This is a genomic window from Yersinia aleksiciae (assembly GCF_001047675.1).
GTDB classification, from domain to species: Bacteria; Pseudomonadota; Gammaproteobacteria; order Enterobacterales; family Enterobacteriaceae; genus Yersinia; species Yersinia aleksiciae.
The window spans coordinates 3,224,484-3,238,631 of sequence record NZ_CP011975.1 but is presented as its reverse complement, the minus strand read 5'-3'; the positions used below and the strand labels follow the sequence as shown (position 1 = coordinate 3,238,631).

Sequence of the window (14,148 nt, the reverse complement as noted above, 5' to 3'; positions counted from 1 at the left end):
ACAAGCCCGGCCAATATGGACTGACCCCATAAAGTTGGACGGTTCATGTTAAGCGGCTTCTAGGGTCTGGGTTCGGTATTCTACCGGACTCAGACCTTTTAACTTCAGGCTTATTCGCTCGTTGTTGTAGTAATGGATGTATTCCTCTATCGCCTTCCTCAGTTCATTGATACTGCTGAACTGACTCAGGTAAAAACACTCTGATTTTAGCGTTCCGAAGAAGTTCTCCACCACCGCATTATCCAGGCAGTTTCCTTTGCGCGACATACTTTGTGTCACTCCCTGCGCCTTTAACTTTGCCTGATAGCCTGCCATCCGGTACTGCCAGCCCTGATCCGAGTGCAATAAGGGCGTATCCTCTGGCCCGAGTTTTGAGAACGCGTCACGCAGCATGGCATTGACCATCTCCATCACCGGCCTTTCCGACAGGCTGTATGCGATAATCTCCCGGTTAAACAAATCGAGAACCGGTGACAGATACAGCTTTTTACCCTGCAACGAGAACTCTGTAACATCCGTAACCCACTTTTCGTTGGCTTTTGATGCGCCGAAGTTCCGGTTGAGGATATTGGCTGCTGCCTTACCTGTTTCACCCTTCCACGAGCGATATTTTTTCACCCTTATCAGGGACCGGAGTGACTGCTCTGTCATCAGGCGCTGTACTGTTTTATGGTTTACCTGCAACCCCTGCTTTCTCAGTGAGAGCGTGATCCTGCGGTAGCCATAACGCCCTTTGTACCAGTGGTATATCTCACTGATTTTGTCTTTCAGTTCAGCATGCCTGTCCACTCGCTTCAGCGCATTCATATTGTGATACCACGTACTACGGGACATACCTGCTGCACGCAGGAGATCACTGAGAGCATGTTCGCGCCTTAGTTCAGCGATTACTCCGGCTTTCTGCCGTCTTCCCCGCTTTGAACTAAGGCTTTCAGCTTTTTTAGATAGGCATTTTCAGCCCGCAGGTAACGGAGCTCAGCCCGAAGTTCTTCCGGAGAAAGCTTTTCCAGTTCCTTGTCTGTCTGAGGGTGAGTGCCATTTTCCTTTGTCATTTGTCTGCCTCGTCCGCGTTTAATATTCAGAAGACCTGTCAGGCCAGCCTCTTTATAAACATTAATCCAGTGCAGGACAACGGATTCATTTGAGATATTAAACCGGGCGGTGGCTTCTCGTACCGAAAGTGCATCACGGATAACGACAGTGATCCAGACCGTGTGATGCTGGCGTGTCAGTTGTAACGGGGTGCCGGTGGTAAATCCCAATGCAGCGCCCTCAATACCGCGGTCACCACCGCCAAAGCCGCCAGCGAAGAGAGCAATGGCCGATTGTCCGCATTGCAGGGCGTCAAAGCGGCACTCAGTGGTGCGCAGGCGGTACAGGCAGGCCAGTTGGTGCAGGCGCAAGGGGGTGATAATGCCAGCATGTTCGGCATCAGTGCCTCATTAGGCTCACAAAAATCGGCCTCACAACAGCATCAGGAACAGACCAGCGTCAGTGGTTCGACCTTGACGGCGGGCAATAACCTGACCGTGACGGCCACCGGTGAAGGGAACTCGGCGAACAGCGGCGATATTGTGGTGCAAGGCAGCCAACTCAAAGCGGGCGGCGATACCACCCTGGATGCGGCGCGTGACTTGCTGTTGCTCGGTGCTGCCAACACGCAAAAAACCGACGGCAGTAACAGCAGCAGCGGCGGCAGTGTGGGTGTCAGTCTGGGGTTCGGTAGCGCTGGCGGGGGCCTGAGTATCTTTGCCAACGCCAACAAGGGTCAGGGCAATGAGCACGGCGACGGCACCTTCTGGACTGAAACTCAGCTCGACAGTGGCGGCACCCTGTCACTGCACAGTGGCCGCGATACGGCGTTGATCGGTGCTCAGGCGAGCGGAGAAACCGTCAAGGTCGATGTCGGCCGCGACTTGCTGCTGCAAAGCCAGCAAGACAGCGATAACTATGATGCGAAGCAGACCAGCACCAGCGGCGGTGTCAGCATGGCGGTGGTCGGCGGCGGTGGCTCTGCCAACCTGAGTATGAGTCGCGATAAGCTGCACAGCAATTATGACAGCGTGCAGGAGCAGACCGGTATCTTTGCAGGCTCTGGCGGCTTTGATATCACCGTGGGTGAACACACTCAGCTTGATGGCGCAGTGATTGGCTCTACCGCTACCGCCGATAAAAACAGTCTGGATACCGGCACACTGGGCTTCAGTGATATTGAAAATAAAGCCGATTTCAAGGCTGAGCATCAGGGCGGCAGCATGAGCAGCGGTGGTCCGGTAGGGTCTGACCTGCTGAGCAATCTGGGTGGCGTGGTGCTGTCAGGTCTGGGCAATGACGGCCATGCCGAAGGCACCACGCAGGCAGCGGTCAGTGATGGCAGCATCACTATTCGTGACACCGATAAGCAACAACAAAATGTTGATGACCTGAGCCGCGACACTGAACACGCTAATAACGCCCTCTCCCCTATTTTCGATAAAGAGAAGGAGCAAAACCGCCTCAAGGAAGCGCAGCTAATTGGCGAGATTGGCGGTCAGGCAATGGATATTGCGAGGACGCAAGGTAAGATAGCGGAAGAAAAAGCGCTGAAAGATCCACAGGCGATTCAGGCAGCAAAAGAAGCTCTGGCGGCGAAAGGTAACCTGACGCCGACGGACAAGCAGGTCACCGATCAGGTTCGCAATACCGCGTCAGCCAGCTACGGCACAGGCAGCGCGTTGCAACAGGGAATACAGGCAGCAACGGCGGCCATACAGGGCTTAGCCGGTGGTGATATGAAGGCAGCTCTTGCCGGAGGTGCCGCGCCGTATCTGGCAGAAGTGGTGAAGAACATGACCACCAATGCTGACGGCAGCGTCAACGTTGCGGCCAATGCGATGGCGCACGCGGTCGTGGGGGCTGTAGTTGCACAATTACAGGGTAACGGTGCGTTAGCCGGTGCAGCGGGTGCGGCTAGCGGTGAGTTAGCGGCCAGGCTTATCGCGCAGGAAATGTATCCCGGTGTGCGGCCAGAAGACCTGACCGAAGAGCAGAAACAAACGCTCAGTGCGTTGGGTACACTGGCGGCAGGACTGGCCGGAGGGCTTTCGGGCGACAGCAGCGCGGATGCGATAACCGGTGGTCAGGCCGGGAAAAACGCGGTTGATAACAATCTGATTGGCGGCACCGAATGGGGCCAAAGTGAGTTTGTACAGCAGCAGGGTAAAGATATTTTATCCTGTGCGGATAATCCGGGTTCAGAGTCCTGCCAGCGTGGTAAAGCAGTGCAAAATGCCGTTGCGCTGGCACTCGGTGCCGGAGCGGTGGGCGGTGCAGTTATTGCGATAACCCCTGAAATTATCGCAGCGGCGCAGGCTGGCGCGAGTGCTTGTGCGGCTTCCCCTGTGCTGTGTGCTAATGAAGTGAGTATCTGGGCGGCAGAAATGGCTGCCGGTGATGCCCTTCCTGCTGGTCTGACGGTGGCAACGGTGAGTAAGTTGTCCGTCGGTGAGCTGTCAGAGCTGAAAGCATTGATAGCGGTAGAGAAACAAACCGGCAAGAAAGTCAGTGCGGAGGTGGTTGAGGGTATTGTTGGCAGTCAATCGGGAGAGGGTCTAAAGACCCTTTCTGCAAATAAAGGCATAATATCGTCACAAACAATCAAAGCGTACGGTCCGCATGAAGTAGGACCTTTAGGCAATCCGAGTGATCCCCGTGCTCCAGCTTCAACTTTTAGAAGTGGTACGTATACTGAAAAAGTGGCAGAGACAGATATTTATCTATACCGGGATTATGGTGGTTTGGCAAAAGCTGATGGTCGTTATTGGACACCAGAACCATCAAAAGGGCCTTTGCAATCCCAGCTAGATAGTGCTGTCCTCCCTGAGTGGGGAAACACTTTACAAAATCAAGCAGTTATAAAAATACCTAAAGGAACGACGTATTACGAAGGTGCAGCAGCAGCCCAAACCGGTACTCAAGGAACTAATCCGACACTACATGGTGGCGGTACTCAGGTATTTTTACCTACACCACAGAATGACTGGATCATAAAAAAATGAAGTCGAATGAAATAGTTGAGCAATGGGTAAGTAAGAGAAGTTCATTTTACTTCTTTCTACCAGATGGTCCCTATGGAAGACCTTTTGATAATCAATATTTAGTTGAAAGAATAGAAGAAACTTCAGATGGTTTTAAAATCTTCCTTTCGGATAGCCTGATGCTTCACTTTATTGGAAGCACAAAGATCGAGGATGAGGGATGCAATCTGTTAATTAAGAACTTTAATCAATGTATCTTTGAAAATAATGGATATAAAACAAATAAATATGATTATGGTGAAGTAGTCTTAAGTGGCTTTTAAATGATGAATTCCGCCTTTATTGGCGGGATTTTACGTTATACATCAGCTAATTACTCCTCAGCCGTCAGCCGAATGATCAGCTGTCCCGGTTGGGTGATCACCTCGAGCCGCTGGCCGGTAATAAAGCCCAACGGCCCTTAAGGGTAAGTTGCGGTAGCGGGTTGGGTCTGCCCCGGTTGGGACGGCACAGGCAGCGCGTTGCAACAGGGAATACAGGCAGCAACGGCGGCCATACAGGGCTTAGCCGGTGGTGATATGAAGGCAGCTCTTGCCGGAGGTGCCGCGCCGTATCTGGCAGAAGTGGTGAAGAACATGACCACCAATGCTGACGGCAGCGTCAACGTTGCGGCCAATGCGATGGCGCACGCGGTCGTGGGGGCTGTAGTTGCACAATTACAGGGTAACGGTGCGTTAGCCGGTGCAGCGGGTGCGGCTAGCGGTGAGTTAGCGGCCAGGCTTATCGCGCAGGAAATGTATCCCGGTGTGCGGCCAGAAGACCTGACCGAAGAGCAGAAACAAACGCTCAGTGCGTTGGGTACACTGGCGGCAGGACTGGCCGGAGGGCTTTCGGGCGACAGCAGCGCGGATGCGATAACCGGTGGTCAGGCCGGGAAAAACGCGGTTGATAACAATCTGATTGGCGGCACCGAATGGGGCCAAAGTGAGTTTGTACAGCAGCAGGGTAAAGATATTTTATCCTGTGCGGATAATCCGGGTTCAGAGTCCTGCCAGCGTGGTAAAGCAGTGCAAAATGCCGTTGCGCTGGCACTCGGTGCCGGTGCGGTGGGCGGTGCAGTTATTGCGATAACCCCTGAAATTATCGCAGCGGCGCAGGCTGGTGCTTGTGCGGCTTCCCCTGTGCTGTGTGCTAATGAGGTGAGTATCTGGGCGGCAGAAATGGCTGCCGGTGATGCCCTTCCTGCTGGTCTGACGGTGGCAACGGTGAGTAAGTTGTCCGTCGGTGAGCTGTCAGAGCTGAAGGCATTGATAGCGGTAGAGAAACAAACCGGCAAGAAAGTCAGTGCGGACGTCGTGGAACATCTGGTTAAACCCGCCGGTTCTTCAGGCTCTGATCTTAAAGTGATAGAGCTGAACTCCGGTAACAAGGGTAACTGGAGCAAAGATCTGAACAAACCGGAGCCTAATACACTGTACAAAGTGGATGGCAACAAGACCTATCAGACCGATGATCTTGGCCGTGTGAACGCCGTGGAAGCCGACCTGTTATCCGCAGTCAAAGATCGTAATACCTATCAGCAGTGTAAAGCCGGTAAGTGTGGACTTGATGGTGATGAAGGCGGCCACCTGATAGCGAGCATCTTCGATGGTCCGGGCGAGAAGCTGAATCTGGTGCCAATGGACGGCAACCTGAATAAGGGTGCCTGGAAACAAATGGAGAATACCTGGGCAAATGCGTTGAAGGATGGCAAGCAGGTTAATGTTAAAATAGAGCCTGTTTACAGTGGTGATAGTGTGCGGCCAGAAAGCTTTAAGGTTCGCTACTCGATAGATGGTGGTAGGCCAACAAGTATTGATTTTGAAAATGCGCCAAAAGGTGGGTTATGAGTAACGAACAAGATATCTATCAAAAAATCGCTCAGATTTTAATTAATGCCGGCCCAGATAAGGCAAAGAAAATCATCCTCAGGGCTGAGCCTTTCCTCGAGGGTGATGGTTGCAAATATGAATTTGATTATGTCGATGCCGCTGGGAACCTAGACTGGTTCGACCCTGATGGAAGAGCTATGAGAGATCTTACTAAGTTGATAGTTGAACTCCGTACTTACTACGTCGAAAACAACCTGACCAATGGCCGCCCGGCGTGGCGCGGTTGTGAGGTCACGCTCGATGTGGAACGGATGAAGTTAGGTATCGAGTTCCGCTACGAAGACTAAAACGACAAGCCCGGCCAATAGCGCCGGGCTTGTTACTCCTACGCTTTTAAAATCCCTTCGCTCCGTCGCCGGATAATGATGATCCCTTGTGCGACAGCGACATCGAGAACAAGATGGACTTCAAGGCTGAACATCAGCAGCGGTGGCCCGGTAGGGTCTGACCTGCTGAGCAATCTGGGTGGCGTGGTGCTGTCAGGTCTGGGCAATGACGGCCATGCCGAAGGCACTACTCATGCGGCAGTGAGTGATGGCAGCATCACTATTCGTGACACCGATAAACAGCAGCAGAATGTTGATGACCTGAGTCGCGACGTCGAACACGCTAATAACGCCCTCTCCCCTATTTTCGATAAAGAGAAGGAGCAAAACCGCCTCAAGGAAGCGCAGCTAATTGGCGAGATTGGCGGTCAGGCAATGGATATTGCGAGGACGCAAGGGGATATTATTGGTCTGGAAGAGGCGCTGAAGGCCAATCCGGCGTTGAAAGGCGATGCAAAAGCCCTGCGTGAGACCAAAGAATACAAAGCCGAAATGCAGAAATACGGCACTGGCAGCGCACTGCAACAAGGTCTTCAGGCGGCAACAGCGGCCATACAGGGGCTGGCGGGCGGTAATATGGCGCAAGCGCTGGCAGGTGCCTCAGCCCCGTATCTGGCTGAAGTAATTAAGAAAAGTACCGGCGATAATCAGGCAGCCAACCTAATGGCCCATGCGGTACTGGGTGCAGTCGTGGCACAGGTAAACGGCAACCGTGCACTGGCGGGCGCTTCGGGTGCAGCGATGGGTGAGTATATCGCCCAGCAGATGTATCCTGGTATCAACCGTGAAGACCTGACCGAAGAGCAACGACAAACCATCAGCGCACTGGGTACACTGGCGGCAGGATTAGCCGGGGGCGTGGTAGGTGACAGCACCGCTGACGCCGTTGCCGGAGCGCAGGCTGGGAAGAATGCGGTGGAGAATAATGCGCTGAGTGCGAAAGATGAGAAACAGCGGCAGGATGCGAAGTGGTCATTGCCGTATCTGGAAGGTGAGAAGAAACAGCAGGCTGAAAAACTGATTGCTGATCTAGATACGAAAGATAAAGCATTCGATGCGGCATTGGACTCAGCTTGTAAGGGATTGTCTTCAGCCGCTTGCCAAGGTATGCGCCAGGAATTGGCCGCGATGGGCAAAAGTTACGATGAACAGATGGATGGTCTGTACATCGGCACGATGGCCAGTGTTTACAAAGAAGGCGCAGATAAAGTTGATGGCCTGATGTGGCAGTATGCGACAGCTGATGTCCAGGCCCAGAAAGCTAAAGATATCCAGACCATAGCCAGTAACTGGGGTGTCAGTATCGAGACAGCCTCCGCACTGTATACAGGAATGGCAATAACGCATACCACTGCGGCTATTGGTGGTGCAGTGTATGGGATGAAGACAGAAGTTCCTGTGACAAAAGGTGTGATTCCAACTGGCTCAATAGCTGATGTGAAATCTATAAGTGCAACTGAGGCCAATGCTCCGTTTGTAGCAAAAGGTTGGGGAGCTCCTTATGATTCGGCAACCCAAGTACGAACATTTACTACGGCATCAGATCTTACTTTTGTGCGTGTTTCAACGGTTGATAACCCCGTAGGTGGTTTCTTAGTCCGTGCAGATGAAATTGCAGGTATGACTCCAATCCAGATCCAAAAATATTTAGCCTTACCTAAAATTCCGACACAAATAGCAGATGTTCTTGTACCAGCAGGAACGAAAATGCAAGTTGGCAAAGTTGCAGCTCAACCTCAGTTCGACGCACTTAATGCGGGTGGGGTTCAGTATCAACTTTTACAACAGATTCCAACTAGCAGTTTTGGGATACCGAAATCCTTAAAGTAAGAGAGAAATCATGACTAATAATGTGCTAAATGAGTACTATTTTTCTGATGGGAATAAAATAATTCTCCTTGATAGGCTAGGAATGGAAAACCTATACGGAAAAGTTGAATGTGCGCGAAATATTTATTTATTAGATATGTATGGAGCGACTATTTGGCAAGTGAGTAGTGATTTTGATTGCGAGGGTAATCCTTTCACAAGTCTGACATTATGTGATGATGGTGGCATAATTGCGTATAGATGGGATGGAGGAAATTATACCATTAATGGCAAAACTGGGATTGCTACACCAGTTATTTTGATGAAATAGGCTGGGTATAGTGACCTACGTTGGTTCTGTCGCATTAAGGCGTGGTCAGGTAACATGCTGTTTTTTACGATGTTGCCTGACCATGTCTCTAATCCGAAAAGCCTTCCGTCGCCTGCATTACCCCACTGATGTTATCACTCAGTGCGTTCGCTGGTATCTCGCTTATGCCCTGAGCCTACGCAATCTCAAAGAGATGATGGCAGAACGCGGTATTATCGTTGACCACTCCACGCTGCACCGTTGGATGCCAACGCCAACAAGGGTCAGGGCAATGAGCACGGCGACGGCACCTTCTGGACTGAAACTCAGATTGACAGTGGCGGCACACTGTCGCTCAGCAGCGGGCGTGACACTTCGCTGATAGGCGCGCAAGCCAGCGGTGAAACCGTCAAGGTCGATGTCGGCCGCGACTTGCTGCTGCAAAGCCAACAAGACAGCGATAACTATGATGCGAAGCAGACCAGCACCAGCGGCGGTGTCAGCATGGCGGTGGTCGGCGGCGGTGGCTCTGCCAACCTGAGTATGAGTCGCGATAAGCTGCACAGCAATTATGACAGCGTGCAGGAGCAGACCGGTATCTTTGCAGGCTCTGGCGGCTTTGATATCACCGTCGGCGAGCATACTCAGCTTGATGGCGCAGTGATTGGCTCTACCGCTACCGCCGATAAAAACAAGCTGGATACCGGCACACTGGGCTTCAGTGACATTGAAAATAAAGCCGATTTCAAGGCTGAACATCAGGGCGGCAGCCTGAGCAGCGGTGGTCCGGTAGGGTCTGACCTGCTGAGCAATCTGGGTGGCGTGGTGCTGTCAGGTCTGGGCAATGACGGCCATGCCGAAGGCACCACGCAGGCAGCGGTCAGTGATGGCAGCATCACTATTCGTGACACCAGTAAACAACAGCAGAATGTCGATGACCTGAGCCGCGACGTCGAACACGCTAATAACGCCCTCTCCCCTATTTTCGATAAAGAGAAGGAGCAAAACCGCCTGAAAGAAGCGCAGCTAATTGGCGAGATTGGCGGTCAGGCAATGGATATTGCGCGCACGCAAGGGGATATTATTGGTCTGGAAGAGGCGCTGAAGGCCAATCCGGCGTTGAAAGGCGATGCAAAAGCCCTGCGTGAGACCAAAGAATACAAAGCCGAAATGCAGAAATACGGCACCGGCAGCGCACTGCAACAAGGTCTTCAGGCGGCAACGGCGGCCATACAGGGGCTGGCGGGCGGTAATATGGCGCAAGCGCTGGCAGGTGCCTCAGCCCCGTATCTGGCTGAAGTAATTAAGAAAAGTACCGGCGATAATCAGGCAGCCAACCTAATGGCCCATGCGGTACTGGGTGCAGTCGTGGCACAGGTAGCCAAAGCGCCAGTGATCAAGACCAGAAAACCACAGAGTAAGCGGATACGCTGGCTGACAAAAGATGAGGCTGTAACCTTAATCAATTGCATGCCTGATAGCTTCCGCCCTGTAGTGGTCTTTGCTCTGGCTACTGGACTTCGAAGGTCGAACATTCTGGATCTTGAATGGTCACAAATAGATATGCAAAGAAAGGTTGCATGGATTCACCCAGAGAACGCCAAGGCGGGCAAGGCTATTGGCGTAGCTCTGAACGATATGTCATGCAAGGTATTACGTGAACAGATAGGTCGACACTCAAGATATGTGTTTGTCCACACCTCAGCATGGCACCGGGCAGATGGAACAAAAACCGATGAGGTTAGGAAAATGCGCGTTGATGATAATACAGCATGGAGAACTGGATTAAAGCGCTCAGGAATCACTGATTTCCGTTTTCACGATTTGCGGCACACTTGGGCGAGCTGGTTAGTTCAATCCGGGGTACCACTATCAGCACTTCAGGAAATGGGTGGGTGGGAAAGCATTGAAATGGTGCGTCGATATGCCCACTTGTCGCCAAACCATTTAACTGAGCATGCGCGTAAAATTGATGAGGTAATGGGGATTAATGTCACTAATCTGGCACTTTTAAAAAAGGTTGCTGATAATTAGGGGGTAAATAGAGGGTAACTCATTGATTTTAATGGTACGCCCTACAGGGCTCGAACCTGTGACCTACGGCTTAGAAGGCCGTTGCTCTATCCAACTGAGCTAAGGGCGCATTTGATATTCACCGCAGCATAGAACGCTGTGGGTAGTCAGTTGCGGGTTGGATTATACGGGCAGTCGCTTTCGAGTCAATGGGTTTTCACCTTACCGTTTATCAACTGGCTATTTAATCGTTAATTAATCGTTATTATACGCCTGACAGCGCGGCCCGCTTCTGACAAAATAGACAGATTCCCGCTTTTTTAATTGATGGACCCCTCCACTGATGTCAGCGAAAATTATTGATGGTAAAACGATTGCGCAGCAGGTAAGAAACGAAGTTGCTGCGTTAGTACAGAAACGTCTGGCTGCGGGTAAGCGCGCTCCCGGTCTTGCCGTTGTATTGGTCGGCGAGAATCCAGCGTCACAAATTTACGTCGCCAGTAAACGTAAGGCATGCGAAGAAGTCGGTTTTATCTCTCGTTCTTATGACCTCCCGATGACCACCACTGAAGCTGAACTGTTGGCATTGATTGACTCATTGAATGACGATAATGAGATCGATGGAATACTGGTGCAACTGCCGCTACCTGCCGGTATTGATAATGTCAAAGTGCTGGAACGTATCCATCCTGATAAAGACGTTGACGGTTTTCATCCGTACAACGTTGGCCGTCTGTGCCAACGAGCACCGAAGCTACGCCCTTGCACCCCGCGGGGGATCGTGACACTACTCGAGCGCTATGAGATACCCACTTATGGTCTGAACGCAGTTGTGGTCGGCGCATCCAATATTGTTGGTCGCCCGATGAGCCTAGAATTGCTGCTGGCGGGTTGCACCACTACCGTAACTCATCGTTTCACCAAGAATCTGCGCCAACATATCGAAAATGCTGACTTATTGGTCGTTGCCGTGGGTAAACCTGGTTTTATTCCCGGTGAGTGGATAAAACCGGGCGCTATCGTGATTGATGTCGGCATCAACCGCCTGGAAAGTGGTAAAGTAGTCGGCGATGTAGAATTTGATGTCGCCGTTGAACGTGCGGGTTGGATTACACCGGTTCCCGGTGGCGTTGGGCCAATGACCGTTGCGACACTGATACAAAATACCTTGCAAGCCTGCGAGGAATATCACGACATCAACGAAAATTGATTGAAAGGACAGTAATGGACATTTTTCATTTGGAAAAACACCCGCATGTTGAGCTGTGTGACTTATTAAAGTTGCAAGGCTGGAACGATAGCGGTGCCTCAGCAAAAGCCGCCATCGCCGATGGTCAGGTAAAAGTCGACGGAAATGTAGAAACGCGTAAGCGCTGCAAAATCGTTGCTGACCAAATTGTTGAGTTTCAAGGCATGAAAGTGCAGGTTAAAGCCTAATAACCTCGGCAATGGTGGGCTTTAGCCTACTGATGCCAAAGATCCAGGCAAAAAAATTGCGGTTACTGGTCAGCGCCAGAACCGCAATGCTTTTCAGATTAAGTCAGCCAGAAAACTCTTCCCAGCCCCCCCAAACGCCGTCTTATTTACGACGCCATGTCGTGCCTTGTGGGCCATCTTCCAGCACAATACCCAGCTCATTTAATTGATCACGGGCTGAATCAGCCAGCGCCCAATCTTTGCTGCTACGGGCATCATTGCGTTGCTTAATCAGTGCTTCAATTTTCGCCACTTCATCGTCGTCAGTTTGCGCACCACTTTGCAAAAACAGCTCAGGATCTTGTTCCAGCAAGCCCAGCACATGGGCCAGCTTCCGCAGTTCTGCCGCTAAACTATTTGCCGCAGTGATATCTTCAGTTTTTAAGCGATTCACTTCACGGGCGATATCAAACAACACAGAGTAGGCCTCTGGTGTATTGAAATCATCGTCCATTGCTGCACGAAAGCGTGCTTCAAACTCAGCACCACCAGCAGGGGTTGCTTTCGCATCAGTGCCGCGTAGCGCGGTATATAAGCGCTCCAGCGAAGCGCGCGCCTGTTTGAGGTTCTCTTCGCTGTAGTTAAGTTGGCTGCGATAGTGCCCGGACATCAGGAAGTAGCGCACAGTTTCAGCATCGTAATACGCCAGCACGTCGCGAATAGTGAAGAAGTTATTCAGCGATTTCGACATTTTCTCTTTGTCGATCATCACCATACCGGAGTGCATCCAGTAATTCACATAGGGACCATCATGGGCACAGGTAGATTGGGCAATCTCATTTTCATGGTGTGGGAACATCAAATCCGAACCGCCACCGTGGATATCGAAATGCGCGCCGAGCTGCTTGCTATTCATTGCTGAGCACTCAATATGCCAGCCTGGGCGGCCCGCGCCCCAAGGTGATTCCCAGCTTGGCTCACCCGGTTTAGACATTTTCCACAGCACGAAATCCATCGGATTACGTTTAACATCAGCGACTTCAACTCGCGCCCCGGCCTGTAACTGATCCAGATCTTGACGAGACAACAGCCCGTAATCTGGGTCACTGTCCACAGCGAACATCACATCACCATTTGACGCCACGTAGGCGTGCTCACGGGCGATTAGACGCTCGACCATCGCAATTATTTCTGGAATATGGTGGGTCGCGCGCGGCTCTAAATCAGGGCGTTTAAGGTTCAATGCATCAAAATCTTTATGCATTTCCGCCAGCATGCGCGTGGTCAGTTGCTCGCAGGTTTCATTGTTTTCAATCGCACGTTTGATAATTTTATCGTCAACGTCAGTAACGTTGCGGACATATGTCAGTGAGTAACCTAAATAACGCAAATAGCGCGCAACAACGTCGAAAGCGACAAAAGTACGCCCATGCCCAATGTGACACAGGTCATAAATGGTGATCCCGCATACATACATACCTATTTTACCGGCATGGATAGGCTTGAATTCCTCTTTTTGGCGACTCAGTGTATTAAAAATCTTTAGCATCGGGACATTCCGTGGTTTTGTTTTTTGCGGTATGCAGGGTTCATACTCAAAGTAATTGACGTTGCAGCTAAGCAGCAAGCAAACGCCCTTTCAGCTTCAATTACGAAGGGTATATAGGATATCATCAGATTATGCGGTAAATCAGCCCGTGATTCAGCACTTTTTCGCCCCTATAGGCCGCGTTGCGAGTGCTGACTCAATCTCAGAGATATGATATAAGAGCCGTCTAAAGAGTTACGACTCATTTGTGAATACACTTATTACACTAGCAGGAATATTATTATGGTCACGTTTCATACTAATCACGGCGATATCGTCGTCAACACCTTCGCGGATAAAGCGCCGGTTACCGTTGAGAACTTCCTGAACTACTGCCGTAAAGGTTTCTATGATAACACTATTTTCCACCGTGTTATTGATGGTTTCATGATCCAAGGCGGTGGTTTCGAGCCGGGTATGAACCAGAAGGAGACTGATACACCTATCAAGAACGAAGCCAATAACGGTCTGAAAAACACCCGTGGCACTCTGGCAATGGCGCGTACCAACGATCCACACTCTGCCACTGCTCAGTTCTTTATTAACGTTGCAGACAACGACTTCCTGAACTTCCGTTCAGAGCGTCCAGATGGCTGGGGCTACTGCGTATTTGCTGAAGTGACCGAAGGGATGGACGTGGTTGAGAAAATCAAAAACGTCGCAACGGGCCGCAGCGGTATGCATCAGGATGTGCCAAAAGAAGACGTCATCATTAAAAGCGTTACTGTAAGCGAGTAAT

Annotated in this window: 8 protein-coding genes, 1 tRNA gene and 7 pseudogenes; 12 read left to right on the top strand and 4 right to left on the bottom strand. The window is 51.2% G+C overall.

All coding sequences use genetic code 11. The features are described 5' to 3' along the window. Positions 1 to 48: 48 nt before the first annotated feature. Positions 49 to 1,196: pseudogene (locus ACZ76_RS14460) on the bottom strand (IS3 family transposase); the annotation flags it as partial. 69 nt (positions 1,197 to 1,265) lie between these two features. Between ACZ76_RS14460 and ACZ76_RS14450 the strand changes: the two are divergent. Both ACZ76_RS14450 and ACZ76_RS14445 read left to right on the top strand, forming a co-directional pair. Beyond that, positions 1,266 to 4,037: pseudogene (locus ACZ76_RS14450) on the top strand (hemagglutinin repeat-containing protein); the annotation flags it as partial. Beyond that, a complete protein-coding gene (locus ACZ76_RS14445; RefSeq protein ID WP_048619547.1) occupies positions 4,034 to 4,339 on the top strand; it encodes a hypothetical protein in 306 nt (101 codons plus the stop codon). The pseudogene ACZ76_RS14450 and the gene ACZ76_RS14445, both read left to right, overlap by 4 nt. A gap of 50 nt (positions 4,340 to 4,389) precedes the next feature. Here ACZ76_RS14445 and ACZ76_RS19800 read toward each other — a convergent pair. Then, positions 4,390 to 4,562: pseudogene (locus ACZ76_RS19800) on the bottom strand (SymE family type I addiction module toxin). Between ACZ76_RS19800 and ACZ76_RS18560 the strand changes: the two are divergent. The 7 genes and pseudogenes from ACZ76_RS18560 to ACZ76_RS19225 all read left to right on the top strand — a co-directional run. Further along, positions 4,523 to 5,905, top strand: a pseudogene (locus ACZ76_RS18560) (DNA/RNA non-specific endonuclease); the annotation flags it as partial. The pseudogenes ACZ76_RS19800 and ACZ76_RS18560 overlap by 40 nt on opposite strands. Beyond that, entirely contained in the window at positions 5,902 to 6,234 is a 333-nt protein-coding gene (locus ACZ76_RS14435; RefSeq protein ID WP_048619546.1) for a hypothetical protein, read from the top strand. The pseudogene ACZ76_RS18560 and the gene ACZ76_RS14435, both read left to right, overlap by 4 nt. Positions 6,235 to 6,360: 126 nt before the next feature. Next, a pseudogene (locus tag ACZ76_RS19775) lies at positions 6,361 to 8,103 on the top strand (VENN motif pre-toxin domain-containing protein); the annotation flags it as partial. 10 nt (positions 8,104 to 8,113) lie between these two features. Beyond that, positions 8,114 to 8,413, top strand: a complete 300-nt coding sequence (locus tag ACZ76_RS14425; RefSeq protein ID WP_048619545.1) for a hypothetical protein — start codon at positions 8,114 to 8,116, stop codon at positions 8,411 to 8,413. A gap of 82 nt (positions 8,414 to 8,495) precedes the next feature. Further along, positions 8,496 to 8,660 (top strand): annotated as a pseudogene (locus ACZ76_RS18555) (IS6 family transposase); the annotation flags it as partial. Next, positions 8,660 to 9,766, top strand: a pseudogene (locus ACZ76_RS14420) (hemagglutinin repeat-containing protein); the annotation flags it as partial. The pseudogenes ACZ76_RS18555 and ACZ76_RS14420, both read left to right, overlap by 1 nt. A gap of 96 nt (positions 9,767 to 9,862) precedes the next feature. Further along, entirely contained in the window at positions 9,863 to 10,426 is a 564-nt protein-coding gene (locus ACZ76_RS19225) for a site-specific integrase (RefSeq protein ID WP_235428228.1), read from the top strand. 32 nt (positions 10,427 to 10,458) lie between these two features. Here the strand turns inward: ACZ76_RS19225 and ACZ76_RS14415 are convergent. After that, positions 10,459 to 10,535: transfer RNA gene (locus ACZ76_RS14415), tRNA-Arg, on the bottom strand. Between the two features lie 213 nt (positions 10,536 to 10,748). Here ACZ76_RS14415 and folD point away from each other — a divergent pair. Beyond that, positions 10,749 to 11,615 carry a bifunctional methylenetetrahydrofolate dehydrogenase/methenyltetrahydrofolate cyclohydrolase FolD gene (gene folD / locus ACZ76_RS14410; RefSeq protein WP_048619544.1) on the top strand — a complete coding sequence of 289 codons (867 nt, stop codon included), beginning with the start codon at positions 10,749 to 10,751 and terminating at the stop codon, positions 11,613 to 11,615. 14 nt (positions 11,616 to 11,629) lie between these two features. Then, the gene (ybcJ, locus tag ACZ76_RS14405; protein ID WP_004712715.1) at positions 11,630 to 11,842 is read left to right on the top strand and encodes a ribosome-associated protein YbcJ; all 213 of its coding nucleotides are present in this window, start codon (positions 11,630 to 11,632) and stop codon (positions 11,840 to 11,842) included. Between the two features lie 142 nt (positions 11,843 to 11,984). On the opposite strand, the gene cysS is transcribed toward ybcJ, so the two are convergent. Further along, on the bottom strand, positions 11,985 to 13,370 hold the full coding sequence (gene cysS / locus ACZ76_RS14400; RefSeq protein WP_048619543.1) for a cysteine--tRNA ligase: 1,386 nt from the start codon (positions 13,368 to 13,370) through the stop codon (positions 11,985 to 11,987). A 282-nt stretch (positions 13,371 to 13,652) separates the two neighbouring features. Between cysS and ppiB the strand changes: the two genes are divergently transcribed. Further along, entirely contained in the window at positions 13,653 to 14,147 is a 495-nt protein-coding gene (gene ppiB / locus ACZ76_RS14395) for a peptidylprolyl isomerase B (RefSeq protein WP_048619542.1), read from the top strand. Position 14,148 lies beyond the last annotated feature (1 nt).

Bases quoted from the DNA above. Each gene is read 5' to 3' on its own strand.
- ppiB (WP_048619542.1), top strand. From the start codon at position 13,653: ATGGTCACGTTTCATACTAATCACGGCGATATCGTCGTCAACACCTTC.
- ACZ76_RS14435 (WP_048619546.1), top strand. From the start codon at position 5,902: ATGAGTAACGAACAAGATATCTATCAAAAAATCGCTCAGATTTTAATT.
- cysS (WP_048619543.1), bottom strand. From the start codon at position 13,370: ATGCTAAAGATTTTTAATACACTGAGTCGCCAAAAAGAGGAATTCAAG.
- folD (WP_048619544.1), top strand. From the start codon at position 10,749: ATGTCAGCGAAAATTATTGATGGTAAAACGATTGCGCAGCAGGTAAGA.
- ACZ76_RS14425 (WP_048619545.1), top strand. From the start codon at position 8,114: ATGACTAATAATGTGCTAAATGAGTACTATTTTTCTGATGGGAATAAA.
- ybcJ (WP_004712715.1), top strand. From the start codon at position 11,630: ATGGACATTTTTCATTTGGAAAAACACCCGCATGTTGAGCTGTGTGAC.
- ACZ76_RS14445 (WP_048619547.1), top strand. From the start codon at position 4,034: ATGAAGTCGAATGAAATAGTTGAGCAATGGGTAAGTAAGAGAAGTTCA.
- ACZ76_RS19225 (WP_235428228.1), top strand. From the start codon at position 9,863: ATGCCTGATAGCTTCCGCCCTGTAGTGGTCTTTGCTCTGGCTACTGGA.